Origin of the sequence: Dietzia alimentaria 72, from assembly GCF_000226215.1 — a bacterium.
In the GTDB taxonomy this organism is placed as follows: Bacteria; Actinomycetota; Actinomycetes; order Mycobacteriales; family Mycobacteriaceae; genus Dietzia; species Dietzia alimentaria.
This window is the reverse complement of record NZ_AGFF01000032.1, coordinates 29,713-48,756: the sequence shown is the minus strand read 5'-3', so window position 1 is coordinate 48,756 and position 19,044 is coordinate 29,713. Positions and strand designations below refer to the sequence as shown.

Sequence of the window (19,044 nt, the reverse complement as noted above, 5' to 3'; positions counted from 1 at the left end):
CGGCCTCAGAGAATCTTGGACAGAAAGTCCTTGGTGCGCTGGTGTGTCGGTGACTTGAGCACGTCGGCGGGCTTGCCTGCTTCCACCACCACACCGTCGTCCATGAACGCCACCGTGTCCGCGACCTCGCGGGCGAAGCCCATCTCGTGGGTGACCACGACCATCGTCATCCCCGCGTCCGCGAGGTCCCGCATCACTCCGAGGACCTCACCGACGAGTTCGGGGTCGAGCGCAGACGTCGGCTCGTCGAACAGCATGAGCTTGGGCTCCATGGCCAGCGCCCTGGCGATGGCGACCCGTTGCTGCTGTCCACCCGACAGCTGCGCAGGATAGGTGTCAGCCTTGGCTGCGAGGCCGACTTTGGCAAGCAATTCGCGGCCCCGATCGGTGGCCTCCGCCCGTGAATGTCCCTTCACCAGCATCGGCGCCTCGATCACGTTCTGTAGAGCGGTGCGGTGGAGGAACAGGTTGAAGTGCTGGAACACCATGCCGATGTCGCGACGCTGCCGTGCGGCCTGCTTCGGCGAGATCTCGTAGAGCTTGTCGCCCTTCTCCCGGTATCCCACCAGCTCGCCATCGACGTAGAGTCGGCCTGCGTCCACCTTTTCCAGATGGTTGATACATCGGAGGAAGGTGGACTTCCCGGAACCGGACGGCCCCACCAGGCAGAGCACTTCGCCGGCGTCAACTTCCAGGTTGATTCCCTTGAGCACCCGGAGCGATCCGAAGTTCTTGCAGACCTGTTCGGCCTTCACCATCGGGGTCAACGCAGGCCTCCGGAAGAGTCGGTGGGCTCGACCGCAGCCAGTGACGACGGCGTGAGACCGTCGGCGTCAGCGAGAGCGCGGAGTTGCTTGGCGGTGAGGTGCCGAGTGGCACCGCGGGAGAATCGCTTCTCCAGATAGTGCTGGCCCACCATGAGCACGCTGGTGATAACCAGGTACCACGTCGCAGCCACCAGCAGCAGCGGGATGGGCTGGAAGTTGACGCCCGAGATGTCACGGGCCTGCCCGTAAAGTTCCCCGGAAACCGGGATTGCCACCACGAGCGACGTGGTTTTGAGCAGGGAGATGAACTCGTTGCCCGTCGGCGGGATAATCACACGCATCGCCTGCGGCAGGATCGTCCGTCGCATTGTCTGACCCCATATCATGCCCAGTGCGGTCGATGCCTCGGCCTGCCCTTCAGGCACCGACGAGATGCCGGCGCGGACGATCTCCGCCATGTAGGCGGCTTCGTTCATCGCCAGGCCCACCACGGCCAGCCAGAACGCCGAATACAGGACCATGGTGTCGTCGAATCGGACGAACTGGAAGTCCGTGAAAGGGATTCCGAATTGGACCTGCCGGTAAAGGGTGAAGATGAGCCCCCAGAACAGCAACTGCACGTAGATCGGCGTCCCCCGGAAGATCCATAGGTACACCCAGGCCACGGCCTTGAGCACGGGATTGCTGCTCATCCGCATCACCGAGAGCACCACTCCCAGGACCACGGCGAGGATCATCGACAACACGGTCAACGCGATGGTGTAGAACACCGCGGTGCCGAAACGGGTGTCGAACAGGTAGCGGCCGTAGGTGTCCCAGCCGTACGCCGGGTTGGTCGCGGCACCCCAGACGAACAAGAACACCAGGATCAGGACGATCGTGGCGGAAACCCAACGCCAGGGGTGTCGGAGCGGTACCGCCTCGATGGGGTCCGGGCCGTCCACCGCGGGGGCTCCTGCCCCCATCTCAGCGGTACTCACCTACCAGTCACTCAGCCCTTCCGGATCTCGGAGTTTTCAATGAGGCCGTCCGTGACGCCCCAGTTCTGCGCGATCGTCTCGAAGTCGCCGGTCTCGATGAGCTTGTCGGCGGCCGCTTCGAGTGCCGCGGTCAGCTCGGAGCCCTTGCGAACCGGCCAGCCGTAGGGGGCCGCGTCAAACACGTCACCGGAGAGCTGCATTTTGCCGTCTGACTGCTTGACCGCGTAGGCGGAGATTGGCGAGTCTGCGGACATCGCGTCGACCTTGCCCAGTGCGACGGCCGTGGAGGCCTCGTCCTGGGAGTCGAACTGGACCTTCTCGATGGCGGGCTTACCGGCGGCGACGCACGCCTCGCTGCGCGCGGGCACGTCCTCCTGATCGGAGACGGTGGTGCGCTGCACGGCGACGTTCAAACCGCAGGCGTCGTCGGGGTCGATGTCATTGCCTGCTGCGGAGGCCCATTGGATGCCGGCTTCGAAGTAGGTCACAAAGTCGACTGTCTCGAGGCGCTCGTCGTTGACCGTGAACGAGGACGCGCCCATATCCATGGTGCCGCCTTCGATGGCGGGGATGATCTTTTCGAAATCCGACTCACGGAACTCGACCTCGAGGCCCATGAGCTGAGCCACTGCGGTCATCACGTCCATGTCGAACCCTACGATCTCGCCCTTTTCGTTCTTGAACTCATTTGGAGCGTACGGCGGGTTGGTACCCACCACGAGGACGCCCTTGTCGCGGATCTCGGCCGGGACGAGCGCGGCGATCTCCTCGTCGGTCTCCAGCGACACCTCGTTGCGGGGCTTCCCATCATCCTCGGGCCCCTCCGTGTTGGTGGTGCAACCGGTGAGCGCGAGGGCCGCGGTGGCGGCGAGTGCCAAGGCGGCGCGCACGCCGCGGCGGGAAGTGAGGGTCATATGAATGCCCTTTCAGGCGTAGTGAAGCCAAATCCGGAATGAACTTAGAGTATCCGGCGACCGCCTCTTAACGGATCACCTCTGGCTGATCAGTGTGCGGCCGAGTCCCAGTCGCGCCCGGTTCCGGTGGACACGTCGAGCGGCACGTCCAGTTCGATGGCGGAATACATGCGGTCTACCACCAGGTCGCGCACCTCGTCGAGCTCCCCGTCCGCGACCTCGAGGACCAGTTCATCGTGGACCTGAAGCAGTAGTCGGCTGCGCAGTCCGCGCTCGGTGATGTCGGCGTCGACCTTCAACATCGCGGCCTTGATGATGTCCGCCGCGGTGCCCTGGATCGGTGCGTTGAGGGCGGCCCGCTCAGCGTTCTCACGCTTGAGCCGGTTGTCGGAATTGAGCTCGGGCAGGTACCGCCGTCGACCGAACAGGGTCTCCGTGTACCCGTCTCGGCGGGCCTGGTCCACCACGGCGTGGAGGTAGTCGCGAACACCCCCGAACCGGGCGAAGTACGCGTCCATCTGCTCCCGCGCCTCCCCCTGGCTGATACCGAGCTGCGAGGCCAGTCCGAACGCGCTGAGTCCGTAAGCAAGGCCGTAGCTCATGGCTTTGACGCGGCGCCGGAGTTCCGGAGTGACCTCGTCGATGGGGACGCCGAACGCCCTCGAGCCCACAAACGAGTGGAGATCCTCGCCGGTTCGGAACGCTTCGATGAGTCCCGCGTCGCGGGACAGGTGCGCCATGACCCGCATTTCGATCTGGCTGTAGTCGGCGGTGAGCAGACAGTCGAAGCCGTCACCCACGACGAACGATCCACGGATCCGACGCCCGTCCTCGGTGCGGACCGGGATGTTCTGCAGGTTGGGGTCCGTCGACGACAGTCGGCCCGTAGCGGCGACAGTCTGGTTGAACGTGGTGTGGATGCGTCGATCGTCACCGATCGTCTTGATCAGGCCCTCGACCGTCGTTCGCATCTTGGTGGTCTCGCGGTGGAGCAACAACGACTCGAGGAACGCCCGGCCAGGGGTGTCCCCGGTCTCCTTGGTCAGAAGCTCCTCGAGTGCTTTGGCATCGGTGGTGTAGCCCGTCTTGGTCTTCTTTGTCTTGGGCATGCCCAGTGTCTCGAACAGGACCACCTGGAGTTGCTTGGGCGAGCCGAGGTTGATCTGTTCCCCGCCGATCGCCGCATAGGCAGCCTCCGCCGCCTGACGTCCGCGGTCCGCGAACCCGTCCCTCAACCCGTCCAGCGCGTCGCCGTCGACCGCGATGCCGATCGACTCCATACGCGCGAGCACGGGGACGAGGGGGAGCTCCATATCCGCGAGCAACTGCGTGCCGTGCACCTGTTCCAGTTCCACGTCGAGTCTTTCGGCGAGGTCCACCACGGCGCGGGCCCTGGTGGCTGACTCGTCGGCCGATTTCTGTTCGGCTTCAGCGTCGTCAACCTCGTCCAGAAGCGAGAGCTGCTTCTCCCCCGCCTCGTGTTCGGGGAGCTCGCGCTGCAGGTGCCGCTGGTACAGCTCTGCCAGGCCGTAGCTCCGCTGCCCCGGGCGGACCAGGTACGCGGCCAACGCCACGTCCATCGTCACGCCGCCGAGCGCGAGTGCACGCCCCATCAGGGCGTGCGTGGCGGCCTTGGCGTCGTGGACCGCTTTGGTGACCGCGTCGTCTTTCAGCCACGCCTGTAGAGCTTTCTCGTCGTCAGGCCCGATGGCTGCTAGGTCGACGTGCCCCGAGGCGCCGCCCGCCGCGGCGATCGTGACGGTCTGGGCGTCCCCCTCGCCGGGCCTGGAGGACCCGACGACGACGAGGCCATGCCTATGCCCCGCCGGCGCGTGGGAGGCCAGCCAATCGGACACCTCCCCGGCGTGCAGCACGGAGGCCTGCTCGAGGTCGACCTCCGCCACGGGCTCGGGGGCACCCTCCGGCAGGAAAGCCGTGAGGAACCGGTCGCGGGCCTGCGGGCCGAACTCGAGCCTGTCGAATAGTGCGTTGACATCGGCGCGCTCCGGGGTGCTCCGGACGAGATCGGGCATCGCCACACCCAGGTCCAGGTCGCGGGTCAACTCCGTGATCCGACGGTTGAGCTGTACCTGCGGCAGGTGCTCGCGGAAGCTGTCACCGACCTTGCCCTTGACCTCGTCCGCGTGGGCGATGAGTTCGGAGAGGCTCCCGTACTGCGTGATCCATTTGGCAGCCGTCTTATCTCCGACCTTGGGTACGCCCGGAAGGTTGTCGGAGGTGTCGCCGCGCAGGGCCGCGACGTCCGGGTACTGAGTGGGGGTGACTCCGTACTTGGCCTCCACCGCTTCCGGCGTGAAGCGAGCGAGTTCGGAGACCCCCTTGACCGGGTACAAGACCGTCACCGAATCGGAGACCAACTGGAGTGCGTCACGGTCGCCGGTGCAGATCAGGGTATCGGCGCCGGCCGCATTGGTGGCGAGCGTCGCGATGATGTCGTCCGCCTCGTGCCCCTCCAGCGATAGCGTGCGCACGCCAAGCGCGACGAGCGCCTCTTGAATTAGTTCGACCTGCCCCTTGAACTCTTCCGGTGCCGCGGACCGGGTGGACTTGTATTCCGGGTATTCGGCGGTCCGGTGCAGGGTGGCGCGCGAGACATCGAACGCCACAGCCAGGTGGGTGGGCTCCTCCGTCGTGACGAGATTGGCGACCATAGACAAGAAGCCGTAGACGGCGTTTGTGTGCTGGCCGGAGGCCGTTGAGAAGTTCTCGGCCGGGAGCGCATAGAACGCGCGGAACGCGAGCGAGTGCCCGTCCAGGAGCAAAAGGCGACTGGGACCGGCCTTGTCCTGGGCATCCGAGGAGGCGGTGCTGACTTCTGCGGTCTGGCTCGAGGTGGTCACACATCCACTCTAGGGGCGTCGTCCGACAAGGGCGCAGGGGTCTTGCGTTAGACTCCTCCATCAGCGGCTCGCCGCTCTCGCCCCCGTAGCCCAATTGGCAGAGGCAACGGATTCAAAACCCGTCCAGTGTCGGTTCGAGTCCGACCGGGGGCACACCTGTGAGACCCTGAGCCTCCCTTCCCCCATTTCGTCACCTCCCGGACATTTCCGGTCGAGAGTTCTAACGGCTGATCCGCCATTCACAGGCCCGCCGCCCCACACGCCAGGGGGGTCGGCCGGTCTACAACATCGCTGTTGTGAAGCCTGTCACCGTACGCTGCCTAATGGTGCTGGCCACCACGGTCCGACTCGGGGGATGATGGTGTCAGCGCGATAAAGCGGTTCCACAAGAACACGACCAGCACGAACAGAAAGAGTCGATACCCATGACCTCCGGTAGACAGACAATCATCTACACCCTCACCGACGAGGCGCCCCGCCTGGCGACGGAGGCCTTCCTCCCTGTCGTGAGCACCTTCGCCGATGCCGCAGACATCGATGTCACCACAAGTGACATCTCAGTGGCCGCCCGCATCCTGGCCACGTTCCCCGAACGACTTACCGATGAGCAGAAACTGCCCGACAATCTCGCCGAGCTCGGACGTCTCACCCTCGAGCCGGACACGAACATCATCAAGCTCCCCAACATCAGCGCCTCGGTCCCCCAGCTGAACACGGCGATCGCCGAGCTCCGCGAGAAGGGCTACGACCTGCCGGTCTATCCGCAGGACCCCAAGACGCCCGAGGAGATTGAGATCGCCGAGCGATACGGCTCCTGCCTGGGCAGCGCGGTGAACCCCGTCCTGCGCCAGGGCAACTCGGACCGTCGCGCCCCGAAGGCCGTCAAGGAATACGCCCGGGCCAATCCGCACTCCATGGGCAAGTGGTCGATGGCGTCGCAGTCACACGTCGCTCACATGACCCACGGCGATTTCTACGCGGGCGAGAAGTCGATGATTCTCGATCACGCCTGTGACGCTCGCATGGAGGTTGTCACCGAGGACGGGAAGACCCACGAGCTCAAGACCGTCTCTCTCAAGGCCGGCACGGTCGTCGACTCCATGTTCATGAGCAAGAAGGCTCTCCTGGAGTTCTACGAGGAGCAGCTCAACGACGCCAAGGAGACAGGCGTCATGTTCTCGCTACACGTCAAGGCCACCATGATGAAGGTGAGCCACCCGATCGTGTTCGGACACGCCGTCCGGGTGTTCTACAAGGACGCCTTTGCCAAGCACGGCGAGCTGTTCGATGAACTGGGCATCAACGTCAACAACGGCATGGTCGATCTCTACGAGAAGATCGAGACCCTCCCGACGGCCAAGAAGGAAGAGATCATCGAGGATCTGCACCGTTGCCATGAGCAGCGGCCAGAACTCGCGATGGTCGACTCCGCCCGCGGCATCACCAATTTCCATTCGCCCTCGGACGTGATCGTCGACGCCTCAATGCCGGCGATGATCCGCGTCGGCGGGAAGATGTACGGCGCTGACGGGCGCAAGAAGGACACCAAGGCCGTCATGCCCGAGTCCACCTTCGCTCGGATCTACCAGGAGATCATCAACTTCTGTAAGACCAATGGTGCGTTCGACCCCACCACCATGGGCACCGTCCCCAACGTCGGCCTCATGGCGGAGAAGGCTGAGGAGTACGGCAGCCACGACAAGACCTTCGAGGTCCCGTCAGCAGGAGTCGCCAACATCGTCGACGCCGCGACTGGCGAGGTCCTGCTCTCGCAGAACGTCGAGGCCGGCGACATCTGGCGCATGTGCACCGTCAACGACGCACCGATCCGCGACTGGGTGCGCCTGGCCGTCGACCGTGCCCGTGCCTCCGGGATGCCGGCGGTCTTCTGGCTCGACACCTACCGTCCGCACGAGGACAACCTGATCAAGCTTGTCCACAAGTACCTCGCTGACCACGACACCGAGGGCCTCGACATCCAGATCATGTCGCAGGTTCGTGCCATGCGGTACACGCTCGAGCGGGCGTGGCGGGGCCTGGACACCATCTCCGTGACCGGAAATATTCTGCGTGACTACCTCACCGACCTGTTCCCGATCCTCGAGCTGGGCACCTCCGCCAAGATGCTGTCGATCGTGCCGCTCATGGCCGGTGGCGGACTGTACGAGACCGGTGCCGGCGGTTCGGCGCCCAAGCACGTCCAGCAGCTGGTGGAGGAGAACCATCTCCGTTGGGACTCGCTCGGCGAATTCCTGGCGCTGTGCGCCAGCCTGGACGACCTCGGCCGCAAGTACGACAATCCCAAGGCGACCCTGCTCGCCCGGGCTCTCGACACAGCGACCGGCAAGCTGTTGGAGAACCGCAAGTCCCCCTCGCGCACGACCGGTGAGCTCGACAACCGGGGTAGCCAATTCTGGTTGTCCCTGTACTGGGCCCAGGAGCTGGCCGCGCAGACCGAGGACTCGGAGTTGGCCGACCGATTCACCGCGCTCGCGGAGAAGTTGAGCGCGGACAAGGACCTGATCCTTGAGGAACTGACCGTCGTGCAGGGCAATCCGGTGGAGCTTGGCGGCTATTACCTACCCGACCTGGAGAAGCTGAAGGCGGCGATGCGGCCGAGCGAGACGCTCAACCGCCACCTCGAGAGCATCCGGTCCTGACCGGAACTCCCTGAGAACACCGCACCCCGCCGGATCTACTCCGGCGGGGTGCGGTGTTTCTCGCGTGTGCAGACAGGCACCGTTCGTTTATGCTTACCCGACTCACTCGGAACGAACCTCTGAGCGAGCCGCAGGGGCACCGCACGCCGGACTCAGCTCATCCACTGCCGCCAAGGAGACCCGTTGACCACCCAGCAGCCCTCGACACCGATCGAGGACGGCGAGCTGACCCATCGGCAGATCCTGGTGATCCTCGCTGGTCTGATGTCGGCGATGTTCCTCGCCAGCCTCGATCAGACCATCGTCAGTACGGCCATCCGCACGATCGCCGACGACCTCCACGGGCTCGACGCACAGGCGTGGGTCACCACTGCCTACCTCATGACGTCGACCATTTCCACGCCGTTGTACGGCAAGCTCTCCGATATCTACGGGCGCAAACCGTTCTTCGTGATCGGCATTGTGATCTTCGTTTTCGGCTCTCTGCTCTGCACTCTCGCCACCTCGATGTACACCCTCGCGGTCTATCGCGGTATCCAAGGACTCGGTGCAGGCGCGCTAATGTCGCTGGCACTGGCGATCATCGGGGACATCATCCCCCCGCGCGACCGCGCCAAGTATCAGGGGTACATGCTCGCGGTCTTCGCGTCTTCGTCGGTGCTCGGTCCGGTAATCGGAGGATTTTTTGCCGGTGCGGAGACCATCTTCGGGATCGACGGATGGCGCTGGATCTTCCTGCTCAACGTGCCGATCGGTGCGGTCGCGTTGGCACTGGTCATGGTCACGCTCAACGTGAAGAACGTCCGCGTGGATCACCGGGTGGACTGGGCCGGTGCCGCGACGATCGTCGTGGGTCTGGTGCCGCTGCTACTGGTCGCCGAGCAGGGCAATTCGTGGGGGTGGGGATCGCCTGCCGCACTCGGCTGTTACGTGGTGGGGCTGACTGGAATTGGACTCTTCCTCATCGTGGAGGCCCGCGCCGGCGAGGAAGCCCTCATCCCACTGCGGTTGTTCCGCGACCGCACGTTCGCGATCGTCACGGCCGGCGGAGTGATCGTGGGCATGGCGATGTTCGGCGGCATGATGACCCTGCCGCTGTACATGCAGATCGTCCACGGCGCCGATCCCATGCACTCCGGGCTGATGATGCTGCCGATGGTGGCGGGCTTGATGGGCGCCTCGATCGTCTCCGGTCAGCTCATCTCCAGGACCGGCAGGATCCGCGAGTTCCCGATCTTCGGCACAGCTCTGGCTGCGGCCGGGCTCTTTCTGCTCTGGACCATCGATGCCGACACGTCCCTGGTTCTGGTGATGGCCTACATGCTGGTGCTGGGCATCGGACTGGGCAACTGTATGCAGCCGTTGACGCTGATCGTGCAGAACGCGGTGAGCCCCCGCGAGATCGGTGTGGCCACCGCATCGGCGACGTTCTTCCGACAGCTCGGCGGAACGATCGGTGTGGCGGTATTCCTGTCCATTCTGTTCAGCCGCGTGGGCGGTTTCATCACCACCGAGTTGGAGGCCGCAAAAGCGGATGGCAGCCTCGCCCGCGGCATCGCGGACGGTCTGGCGGATCCGACCCTGCGACAGGATCCGGAAGCGTTCGGGATCGTCGAAGCGCTCGCTGATCCTGCCACAGGGGCGGGTGCGCTCGAGACCATCACCAAGGATTCCTCGGTCATCAACCGCCTGCCCGAGTTGATCGCCCACCCCTTCGAGCAGGGCTACGCGCTGAGCATGTCCGAGATCTACCTGGTGGCCGGGATTCTGGCCCTCGCGGCGTCGGTGGTCCTGGCGTTCCTGCCCCCGATCGTGCTGCGTACCGCCTCCGCGCAGGTCGAGGCCGCACGCGAGGCAGCCGCTGCGGCCCCGACGGGCACGGATGTGGCGGCGGCCGAGGCCGCCACGACCGACGCCGAGCAGGTTGCGGCCGGCGCGGGCGAGGCCCTCACCGCGGGATATGAGACGGCCCGGGAGGGTACGACGACAACAACGAGCGCCTCCGCAGACGACGCCCGCTGACACCCAGCCGGACCGCGGACGTTATCCCTCGACGTCGGCTTTGAGGTTTGACAGCAACTCGTGCTGGATGCGCTTGAGCCCTCCCGGGGCGAAGGTCCGCTCGAAGAAGCCCCCGATTCCCCCCGCTCCGTCCCACGAGGTGGTCATCTCCACCAGCGAGCCGCCTGTAGCCTCGCGAACCGTGTAGGTGGTGGCCATCGAGGAGTTCTCGTCCTTCTCGACGAGCGACCAGTGCGCGGCACTGTCGTCGACGGTGACCGTGGCCTTGACGTCACGGCTGCGCTTCTTGGTTGCTTGGAGGTGCCATGCGGCGACCGTCCCGTGTCCCTGGCCTCCCTGGATCAGGCGGTAGGCGCTGAACTGGTCAGGCTGAATACGCGGACGGACGCCGGCGTAGTCGGCGATCGCCGTGGACACGGCCTCCACCGGTGCCTCGATGACGATGGTGTTACTCGCGGTGACCCTGCCCATATGTGTGACTCCTCCTCGTGGACCGACCGCATCGCGCCCACCCTCATCTCGGGTGGACGGCACCCTCGGTACGGGCGCGTCGGACCTTCAACCATCCTGCCCGACGCGCCCGCCGGGGCGTAAGATGCGGGGTCCATGAGCTTCGCGGAACCGCGACGTGCGCCAAACACATACCGGCTCAGTGCCCGCGCGCGATCCATTCCTCCAGGTGCGGGGATTCGTCCCCTACCTTGGTGCCATCTCCGTGACCGGTGTGCACGAGGGTCTCAGCGGGCAGCGTGAGGATGCGGTCGCGGATCGACGTGATGATGGTCGGGAAATCCGAGTAAGACCGACCGGTCGCGCCCGGCCCGCCGGAGAACAGGGTGTCGCCGGAGAAGAGCACCCCGGCCTCGGGGACGTGGAACACACACGATCCCGGCGAGTGACCAGGGGTGTTCATCACCTCGACGCGAGTGCCCGCGATCTCCAGGTGCTGCCCGTCCGACAGATCGCCGTGGGTTTCTTCGGGATGCGTCTGGTTCCACAGCATCTGATCACCCGGATGCACCAGGATCGGCGCGTCCAGCCTCTCGGACAGCTCCGGCGCCACGGTGATGTGGTCATTGTGCGCGTGCGAGCAGAGGATGCCCTTGACCTTGCGTCCGGCCACCGCATCGATGATCGGCTGGGCCGTGTGAGCGGCGTCGATCACGAACACCTCGGAGTCATTACCGAGGATCCAGATGTTGTTGTCCACCTCCCACTCGCCGCCGTCGAGCGCAAAGATGCCGCTCGTCACCACCTTGTCGATTCGCAGATCACCGGCATACCCGGCGCTGGTAAAGATCTCACTCACAACGTCACCACCGATCGTAGAACTGAACCGGACTTCATGGCTCCGAACGCCGCCTCCACGGCGTCGATGCCGATCCGCTCGGAGACGAACTTCTCCAGCGGGAGACGACCCTGCAGGTGCAGGTCGACGAGCATTGGAAAGTCACGCTCGGGCAGACAGTCGCCGTACCAGGAGGACTTGAGCGAGCCACCGCGGCCGAAGAAGTCGAGCAGCGGGAGGTCCAGGCGCATCTCCGGAGTGGGTACACCCACCAGGACAACCGTGCCGGCGAGATCCCGCGCGTAGAACGCCTGCTCGTAGGTTTCTGGCCGGCCGACTGCGTCGACCACGACATCGGCGCCGAAACTTCCCGTGAGCCCCTGGATCGCGGCCACTGGATCAGTTTTGGACGAGTTCACGACATGGGTGGCGCCGAAATCACGGGCCCATTCGAGTTTGGTGTCGTCCACATCCACGGCGATGATGGTCGACGCGCCGGCGAGGCGCGCTCCCGCGACCGCCGAGATACCCACTCCGCCACAGCCGATAACGGCGACGGACTGCCCGCGGGTCACACCACCGGTGTTCATCGCCGCGCCCAGCCCGGCCATCACACCGCAACCCAGCAGCCCTGCCACCGCGGGGTCCACCGCAGGGTCCACCTTGGTGCACTGCCCCTCGTGAACGAGGGTCTTGTCGATGAACGCACCGATGCCCAGAGCGGGGGTGAGCACCGTGCCGTCGGTGAGCGTCATGTCCTTCGACGCGTTGTGCGTGGCGAAGCAGTACTGCTGCTGTCCGCGCTTACAGGCGCGGCACTCGCCGCACACCGCACGCCAGTTGAGGACCACGAAGTCACCCTCGGCAACGTGGGTTACCCGGTCCCCCACGGTCTCGACGACGCCGGACGCCTCGTGCCCGAGGAGAAACGGGTACTCGTCGTTGATCCCGCCGTCGCGGTAGGCCAGGTCCGTGTGGCAGACGCCGCACGCCTGCACCCGAACGATGACGTCATTGGGGCCCGGATCGGGAACCACGATGTCAACGAGTTCGACCTCGGCCCCCTTGCTGCGGGCGATGACGCCCTTGACGGTCTGCGACATGGATCGCCTCTCGACTTGGTATAGGACTCTCTCGTCCCACTGTGTCAGAGAAGGCGACCCGGAGGCCATGCAACGCACTGCACCCCGCCTCCCTCTAGGGGGAGACGGGGTGCGCTGTGGTTCAGAAGGGCGCTGCGGGTCAGACGACGACGCCGTTGGCGGCGAGCCACGGAACCGGGTCGATCCACTGGCCGGCCGGGTTCTGCACACCGAAGTGCAGGTGCGGGCCGGTGGAGTAGCCGCGGTTGCCGACGGTGCCGATGACCTGGCCGGCAGTCACTCGTTGTCCCACCGAGACGTTCACGGACTGGTTGTGTCCGTACTCGAGCAGGTAGCCGTCGTCGGTCTTGATCCGGATCCAGAGGCCGTAACCCGAGGCCGGGCCCGCCGCGACGACGGTGCCGGACTTGGCGGCGTACATCGGAGCGTGCATCGGGGCTCCGATGTCCGTGCCGTTGTGGAACGTTCCCCAGCGGTGTGCGAACCCTGAGGTGACGGGTCCGTGAGCCGGAGCGTGCGCGCCACCGACGGACGGGATGCCGACGGAGCCGAGTGCGGCTGCCGGATCGATGGCGTACTGCCGGAGCTGAGCCTCGGTCAAACCCATGCCCTCGATGGCGCCCTGCGCCATTTGGGTGATCTGGTCCACATTGATCTCTGCGGACTGGGCGGAGGCGACGGGAGCGGCTGCCATGGCCGCGCCACCGGAGAGCGCCGCACCGGCGACCGCGCCGGCGACGAGCCTGCCCATGCCGTGGGATGAGCGGACCGCGCGATGGCGGCCGGCGGCCGGGTTGGAGACCTCCACGCCGAGTCGGTCGGCGAGCTCGGTGAAGGTGATACGAGTGGCGTCTGACATCTGGGGAAACCTCAAAGTCGATTGGGTGGAGCGGCGGGCCGACCGGTTTCCCCGGTGGCCTCCAAAAATGTAACAGAATTGTCTCGACACTGTCACGTTGAAAGCACAAAAATATGCAAAAGCGCCGGTGAGCGATGTGCTCACCGGCGCTTGCGAACCGTTATCTGACGGTTATCAGTGGTCCACTTCGCCCATTCGGTGCACCAGGATGAAGTTGGTAGACCCCTCGACGCCGGGGACATTCCCCGCCACCAGCACGATGAGATCGTCCTCGTTGTAGCCGTCGAGAGGTAGCAGCATCTCGTCCGTCGCCTTGACGATATCCGCCGTGTCGTTGATGCGGTCGGTGAGGAAGGTCTCGGCCCCCCACGTCAACGAGAGCTGGTTTCGCATGCGGGAGTCGGCAGTGATGGCGATGAGAGGCAGGGGACTGTGCAGGCGGGCCAGGCGTCGCACCGTGTCGCCGGTCGAGGTCACGGCGACGAGGGCCTTGGCGCCCAGCCGCTCACCGATCTCCTTGGCGGAGTAGGAGATGACTCCTCGCTTGGTACGCGGAATGTGTACGAGTTCCGGTGCAGCGGTCGAGTCCGACTCCACGGCCAGACAGATCGACGACATGGTGCGCACCGAGTCGATGGGGTACTTGCCCACTGAGGTCTCGCCAGACAGCATGACCGCGTCGGCGCCGTCGAGGACCGCGTTGGCCACGTCGGAGGCCTCCGCGCGGGTGGGGCGGGAATTGCTGATCATCGACTCGAGCATCTGCGTGGCTACGATCACCGGCTTGGCGTTCTCGCGTGCGATCTGGATGGCTCGCTTCTGAACCAGCGGGACCTCCTGCAGCGGGAGTTCCACGCCCAGGTCACCACGGGCCACCATGATCGCGTCGAAGGCCAGCACGATCGACTCGAGGTTCTTGATTGCCTCCGGCTTCTCCAGCTTCGCGATGACCGGGACCCGCATCCCGACTTCGTCCATGATCTCGTGCACGAGATCCACGTCTGCCGGGGACCGCACGAAGGACAGGGCGATAAAGTCCACGCCCAGGTCGAGAGCGAAGCGCAGGTCCGCGATGTCCTTCTCGCTCAGCGCCGGAACCGAGACGTTCATGCCAGGGAGGGAAACTCCCTTGTTGTTCGAGACGGTCCCACCCTCGGTAACGATGCAGAAGACGTCGTCGCCGACGACCTTCTCGACGGTCAGGCCAATGTTGCCATCATCGACGAGGAGGCGGTCCCCAGGCTTGGCGTCCTGCGCCAATCCTTTGTACGTGGTGGAGACTCGTTCCTTGGTGCCCTCCACGTCGGCGACGGTGATGGCCACACGGTCGCCCTCTTCCCACTCGTGGCGGCCCTCGATGAAGCGACCGAGGCGGATCTTGGGGCCTTGGAGGTCGGCGAGCACGCCCACGGCTCGCCCGGTCTCCTCCGCGGCCTTGCGGACCCAGCGGTAGTTGGCCTCATGGTCGGCGTGTTCCCCGTGGCTGAAGTTGAGGCGGGCGACATCCATGCCCGCATCGACGAGTTCACGGATGCCGTCCTCGGAGGCGACGGCGGGGCCCAGGGTGGAGACGATCTTGGTACGACGGTTCACTCTCACCAATCTAGTCCCCTCAGCCGCGCGGCTGGTGAACCCAACGTCAACGATCGGTCAACGGGGGTGCATCCTCACCGGAAATGTTCTCTACTGAATCCGGATTCTCGCCAAGAGGTCGCAGCTCGGAGGGATCCTCGCGACCACGCCGGGCGCGCCAGAAATAGATGAGCGCGGCGAGCATCACCACGATGGAGACGATGGTGTTGATCCGGAGACCGAACACCATCGTGGCCGAGTCGGCGCGCAGCAGCTCCACCCAGAACCGACCGAAGCAGTACAGGGCCACGTAGAGCGCGAACACTCGTCCGTGACCCAGCTTGAGACGACGGTCGATGAGGACCAGGATGAGGGCCACGAGGACGTTCCACAACAGTTCGTAGAGGAACGTCGGGTGGACTGTCGCCAACACCTGACCGGTGGAGCGACCGATGGTCTCGGAGTAACCGTAGGTCTCGTCGTAGCGCTGGTAGATCTCCAGGGCCCAGGGGACGTCGGTCTGGCGACCGTAGAGTTCTTGGTTGAAATAGTTACCCAGACGGCCGATCCCCTGCGCCAGGACGATGCCCGGCGCCACCGAGTCCCCGAAGGCTCCGATCGCACGGATGCCCTGCTGACGCAGCCCGATGTAGGCGCCGAGGGCGCCGAGGGCGACCGCGCCCCAGATCCCCAGCCCACCGTCCCAGATCTTCAGAGCGTCAACCGGGTTCTTGCCCTCGCCGAAGTAGCGGTACCAGTCGGTGGCCACGTGATAGGCACGGCCACCGATCAGTCCGAACGGGATGGCCCACAAGGCTGTGTCGATTACCACGCCCTCTCGGCCACCCCGGGAAACCCAGCGCTTCTCGCCCCACCAGATCGCCACGACGATGCCGAGGATGATCCACAGGGCATAGGCGCGCAGGGGAAGCGGTCCGATCTCCCAGACCCCCTGCGGCGGACTCGGGATCACGAGCCCGCACCCTTCCGCCGGACTCCGTCAGCCAGTTCTGCCGTGAGTCGGCCCAGCGCACCCAGCCCCTCATTCGCGGCGGTGATGAGCGCCGAGCCCACGATCACGCCATCGGCATACGCGGCGATTTCAGCGGCCTGTTCACCATTGCGGACACCGAGGCCCACACCACACGCGAGATCCGAGACCTCCCGGACCCGGGCGGTCAACACCTTGGGCGCTTCGGTCACGACGTCTCGGGCCCCGGTGACGCCCATGACTGCCTGGACGTAGACGAAACCCCCGGTCCGTTCCAGCGTCATGGCCAGGCGTTCCGGAGTCGACGACGGCGCAACCATGAACACCCGATCGATCCCGTGGGCGTCAGTGGCCGCGATCCACTCCTGCGCCTCCTCGGGGATCAGGTCCGGGGTGATGACCCCGGCTCCCCCGGCGGCGGCCAGGTCGGCGGCGAAGCGATCCACGCCGTACTGCAGTATCGGGTTCCAATAGCTCATGACCGCTGGCACCGCTCCGGCGTCGGCGACTGCCCGCACAACATCAAAAGTATCCCGGACCCGGAAGCCGGCCGCGATGGCGGTGTCCGCCGCGGCCTGGATCGTCGGGCCATCCATCATGGGGTCCGAGTAGGGAATGCCCACCTCCACGATGTCGCAGCCGTTCGCGACCATCGTGCGCACAGCGGCGATCGAGCCCTCCACGGTCGGGAACCCGGCCGGGTAGTACCCGATGAGTGCTGCCCGGTTCTCGCTCCGACACCGTGTGAAGACGTCACTGAGAACGCTCATCCCTCGACTCCCCCGTCCGCGTAATCGCCGTCGCCGTCGTCGACGCCCTGGCTCGAATCCACCCCGGCCTCGGGCGGGGTCCCCCCGTCGAGCAGACCGAACCACCGGGCGGCGGTGTCCACATCCTTGTCCCCACGGCCGGAGATGTTGACCAGGATCAGGTCCATTCCCTCGGCAGCGAGCTGGGCGGCTCCGGCGACCGCGTGGGCCGACTCGATGGCGGGAATGATCCCCTCCGAGCGACTCAGCTGGGCGAACGCGTCCATCGCCTGGGTATCGGTGATCGGCCGGTACTCCGCCCGACCGATATCCGCCAGACGTGAGTGTTCGGGCCCGACCCCCGGGTAGTCTAGGCCCGCCGAGATCGAATGCGACTCGATCGTCTGACCGTCGTCGTTCTGCATGAGGTGCGCGTAGGAACCCTGGAAGACGCCCGGGTGGCCGGCGTTGATCGTGGCCGCCGTGCGGCCGGTCTTCGCCCCGTCGCCGCCGGCTTCGCAACCCACGAGCCGGACCGAGGCGTCGTCGAGAAACGGATGGAACAGACCAATCGCGTTGGACCCCCCGCCCACACACGCCACCGCGACATCCGGCAGTCGGCCGGCCTGATCGAGGATCTGCGCGCGCGCTTCGGTGCCTACGATCCGCTGGAAGTCCCGCACCATCGACGGGAACGGGTGGGGGCCGGCGGCGGTACCAAAAGCGTAATAGGAATCGTCTGCTCGCGAGACCCAGTCGCGCATGGCTTCGTTGATGGCGTCCTTCAGCGTGGCGGACCCGACCTCGACGGCCTCGACCTCCGCCCCGAGCAGCCGCATCCGCGCCACGTTGAGAGCCTGACGACGCACGTCGACCGCGCCCATGTAGACCTTGCACTCGAGTCCGAGCAGCGCACACGCGGTCGCGGTCGCGACTCCGTGCTGACCGGCTCCGGTCTCCGCGATCACACGGGTCTTGCCCATACGCACGGCGAGCAATGCCTGACCGAGGACGTTGTTGATCTTGTGCGAACCGGTGTGGTTGAGGTCCTCGCGCTTGAGAAAGACGCGTGCGCCGATCTCCGCACCGAAACGCTTAGCCTCGTACAGCGGCGAGGGGCGACCCGAGTAGTGCCGCTGCAGGTTGTCCAGCTCGGCGAGGTACTCCTCGTCCGCGCGGGCCTTGGCGTAGGCGTCAGTCACCTCGTCCACTACAGCCATCAGTGCCTCGGGGACGAAGCGTCCCCCGAACGGCCCCCAGTGGCCCCGGTGGTCGGGCTCATGTCCGGTGGTGGTCCGGAGCACGTCCCCCATCGTGGGCAGTGACGAAAGATCCTTGGAATTCACAGCTCCCAGTCTGCCGGAAGCCGGGCGCAGGGACTTAGCGGGGTCCCTGCGGGCAGGAGGGGTGGGCGCCCGCCGTGGCCAGCGCGTTGCATGCCGCACGAGGATCACCCTGTGTCACGAGCCCTTCGCCGACGAGAACCGCGTCCGCGCCGACGCTCGCATACGCGAGGAGGTCAGAGGCGTCCCGAACTCCGGACTCGGCGATCTTGACCACGTCCGACGGCAAACCCGGTGCGATGCGGGAGAACACGTCGCGGTCGACTTCCAGCGTCTTCAGATTGCGGGCGTTGACACCGATCACGGTGGCGCCGGCCTCGAGGGCGCGGTCGGCTTCCTCCTCGGTGTGGACCTCCACCAGCGCCGTCATACCCAGCGACTCCGTGCGGTCCAGCAGCGACACCAGTGCTTCCTGCTCCAGGGCGGCCACGATCAGCAGCACCAGGTCCGCACCGTGGGCGCGGGCCTCATGGATCTGATACGGGCCCACCACGAAGTCCTTGCGTAGCACCGGGATGTCCACCGCACGACGCACAGCGTCCAGATCCGCCAGGCTCCCGTGAAAACGGCGCTCCTCGGTGAGGCAGGAGATGACGCGGGCGCCACCCTCCTCGTACATGCGAGCCAATACAGCGGGATCGGGGATGTCGGCGAGCGCACCCTTTGACGGGCTCGCGCGCTTGACCTCCGCAATCACACCTACACCGGGTTCGCGCAGCGCCTTGAGCGCGTCGAGCGGTTCGGAGGCCGACTGCGCGGCCTTTTTGACCGATGCGAAGTCGAGGACCGCCTCGCGGGCAGCGACATCCTCGCGGACCCCGTCGAGAATCGAGTCGAGAACGGTACCCACCGAGACCTCCCTTGAGCTGTTGGGGCGGAAAGTGTGATCGACATCAACAATATAGGTCCGCGTCGGGGTTCCCGAATTCGGTCCC

Annotated in this window: 15 protein-coding genes and 1 tRNA gene; 3 read left to right on the top strand and 13 right to left on the bottom strand. The window is 65.6% G+C overall.

Going from position 1 to position 19,044, the window contains the following annotated elements:
- Positions 1 to 5: 5 nt before the first annotated feature.
- The 4 genes from ON04_RS15345 to polA all read right to left on the bottom strand — a co-directional run bounded on the left by ON04_RS15345 (position 6) and on the right by polA (position 5,522).
- Positions 6 to 758, bottom strand: coding sequence for an amino acid ABC transporter ATP-binding protein (locus ON04_RS15345; protein ID WP_193350655.1), 753 nt, complete (start codon positions 756 to 758; stop codon positions 6 to 8).
- Between the two features lie 5 nt (positions 759 to 763).
- Positions 764 to 1,732 carry an amino acid ABC transporter permease gene (locus tag ON04_RS15340; protein ID WP_033444381.1) on the bottom strand — a complete coding sequence of 323 codons (969 nt, stop codon included), beginning with the start codon at positions 1,730 to 1,732 and terminating at the stop codon, positions 764 to 766.
- 26 nt (positions 1,733 to 1,758) lie between these two features.
- Positions 1,759 to 2,661 (bottom strand): ABC transporter substrate-binding protein, encoded by a 903-nt coding sequence (locus ON04_RS15335; RefSeq protein ID WP_010542527.1) that lies wholly within the window; start codon positions 2,659 to 2,661, stop codon positions 1,759 to 1,761.
- 89 nt (positions 2,662 to 2,750) lie between these two features.
- Positions 2,751 to 5,522, bottom strand: a complete 2,772-nt coding sequence (polA, locus tag ON04_RS15330; protein ID WP_010542526.1) for a DNA polymerase I — start codon at positions 5,520 to 5,522, stop codon at positions 2,751 to 2,753.
- Positions 5,523 to 5,601: 79 nt separating this feature from the next.
- Here polA and ON04_RS15325 point away from each other — a divergent pair.
- From ON04_RS15325 to ON04_RS15315, 3 genes are all read left to right on the top strand, one after another.
- A tRNA-Leu gene (locus tag ON04_RS15325) sits at positions 5,602 to 5,675 on the top strand.
- A gap of 272 nt (positions 5,676 to 5,947) precedes the next feature.
- The gene (locus ON04_RS15320) at positions 5,948 to 8,182 is read left to right on the top strand and encodes an NADP-dependent isocitrate dehydrogenase (RefSeq protein ID WP_010542525.1); all 2,235 of its coding nucleotides are present in this window, start codon (positions 5,948 to 5,950) and stop codon (positions 8,180 to 8,182) included.
- A gap of 183 nt (positions 8,183 to 8,365) precedes the next feature.
- A complete protein-coding gene (locus ON04_RS15315) occupies positions 8,366 to 10,204 on the top strand; it encodes an MDR family MFS transporter (RefSeq protein WP_010542524.1) in 1,839 nt (612 codons plus the stop codon).
- Positions 10,205 to 10,225: 21 nt separating this feature from the next.
- Here the strand turns inward: ON04_RS15315 and ON04_RS15310 are convergent, their stop codons facing one another.
- From ON04_RS15310 to trpC, 9 genes are all read right to left on the bottom strand, one after another.
- Entirely contained in the window at positions 10,226 to 10,675 is a 450-nt protein-coding gene (locus ON04_RS15310) for an SRPBCC family protein (RefSeq protein WP_010542523.1), read from the bottom strand.
- 178 nt (positions 10,676 to 10,853) lie between these two features.
- Positions 10,854 to 11,513 carry an MBL fold metallo-hydrolase gene (locus tag ON04_RS15305; RefSeq protein WP_010542522.1) on the bottom strand — a complete coding sequence of 220 codons (660 nt, stop codon included), beginning with the start codon at positions 11,511 to 11,513 and terminating at the stop codon, positions 10,854 to 10,856.
- Entirely contained in the window at positions 11,510 to 12,595 is a 1,086-nt protein-coding gene (locus tag ON04_RS15300) for an S-(hydroxymethyl)mycothiol dehydrogenase (protein ID WP_010542521.1), read from the bottom strand. The genes ON04_RS15305 and ON04_RS15300 overlap by 4 nt, the downstream gene beginning before the upstream one ends.
- Positions 12,596 to 12,734: 139 nt before the next feature.
- Positions 12,735 to 13,454: a M23 family metallopeptidase gene (locus ON04_RS17250; protein ID WP_010542520.1), complete on the bottom strand. Its 720-nt coding sequence runs from the start codon at positions 13,452 to 13,454 to the stop codon at positions 12,735 to 12,737.
- A 174-nt stretch (positions 13,455 to 13,628) separates the two neighbouring features.
- Entirely contained in the window at positions 13,629 to 15,047 is a 1,419-nt protein-coding gene (gene pyk, locus ON04_RS15290) for a pyruvate kinase (RefSeq protein ID WP_010542519.1), read from the bottom strand.
- A gap of 46 nt (positions 15,048 to 15,093) precedes the next feature.
- The gene (lgt, locus tag ON04_RS15285) at positions 15,094 to 15,999 is read right to left on the bottom strand and encodes a prolipoprotein diacylglyceryl transferase (RefSeq protein WP_010542518.1); all 906 of its coding nucleotides are present in this window, start codon (positions 15,997 to 15,999) and stop codon (positions 15,094 to 15,096) included.
- Positions 15,996 to 16,787 carry a tryptophan synthase subunit alpha gene (trpA, locus tag ON04_RS15280; RefSeq protein ID WP_010542517.1) on the bottom strand — a complete coding sequence of 264 codons (792 nt, stop codon included), beginning with the start codon at positions 16,785 to 16,787 and terminating at the stop codon, positions 15,996 to 15,998. Before trpA ends, lgt begins: the two co-directional genes overlap by 4 nt.
- Positions 16,784 to 18,079: a tryptophan synthase subunit beta gene (gene trpB / locus ON04_RS15275; protein ID WP_010542516.1), complete on the bottom strand. Its 1,296-nt coding sequence runs from the start codon at positions 18,077 to 18,079 to the stop codon at positions 16,784 to 16,786. Before trpB ends, trpA begins: the two co-directional genes overlap by 4 nt.
- A gap of 67 nt (positions 18,080 to 18,146) precedes the next feature.
- Entirely contained in the window at positions 18,147 to 18,959 is an 813-nt protein-coding gene (gene trpC / locus ON04_RS15270; protein WP_010542515.1) for an indole-3-glycerol phosphate synthase TrpC, read from the bottom strand.
- Positions 18,960 to 19,044 lie beyond the last annotated feature (85 nt).

Excerpts from the sequence above, each read along its gene's own strand:
- ON04_RS15345 (WP_193350655.1), bottom strand. The coding sequence starts at position 758 with ATGGTGAAGGCCGAACAGGTCTGCAAGAACTTCGGATCGCTCCGGGTG.
- ON04_RS15340 (WP_033444381.1), bottom strand. The coding sequence starts at position 1,732 with ATGGGGGCAGGAGCCCCCGCGGTGGACGGCCCGGACCCCATCGAGGCG.
- ON04_RS15335 (WP_010542527.1), bottom strand. The coding sequence starts at position 2,661 with ATGACCCTCACTTCCCGCCGCGGCGTGCGCGCCGCCTTGGCACTCGCC.
- ON04_RS15320 (WP_010542525.1), top strand. The coding sequence starts at position 5,948 with ATGACCTCCGGTAGACAGACAATCATCTACACCCTCACCGACGAGGCG.
- ON04_RS15310 (WP_010542523.1), bottom strand. The coding sequence starts at position 10,675 with ATGGGCAGGGTCACCGCGAGTAACACCATCGTCATCGAGGCACCGGTG.
- ON04_RS15300 (WP_010542521.1), bottom strand. The coding sequence starts at position 12,595 with ATGTCGCAGACCGTCAAGGGCGTCATCGCCCGCAGCAAGGGGGCCGAG.
- ON04_RS17250 (WP_010542520.1), bottom strand. The coding sequence starts at position 13,454 with ATGTCAGACGCCACTCGTATCACCTTCACCGAGCTCGCCGACCGACTC.
- trpA (WP_010542517.1), bottom strand. The coding sequence starts at position 16,787 with ATGAGCGTTCTCAGTGACGTCTTCACACGGTGTCGGAGCGAGAACCGG.
- trpB (WP_010542516.1), bottom strand. The coding sequence starts at position 18,079 with ATGGGGGACGTGCTCCGGACCACCACCGGACATGAGCCCGACCACCGG.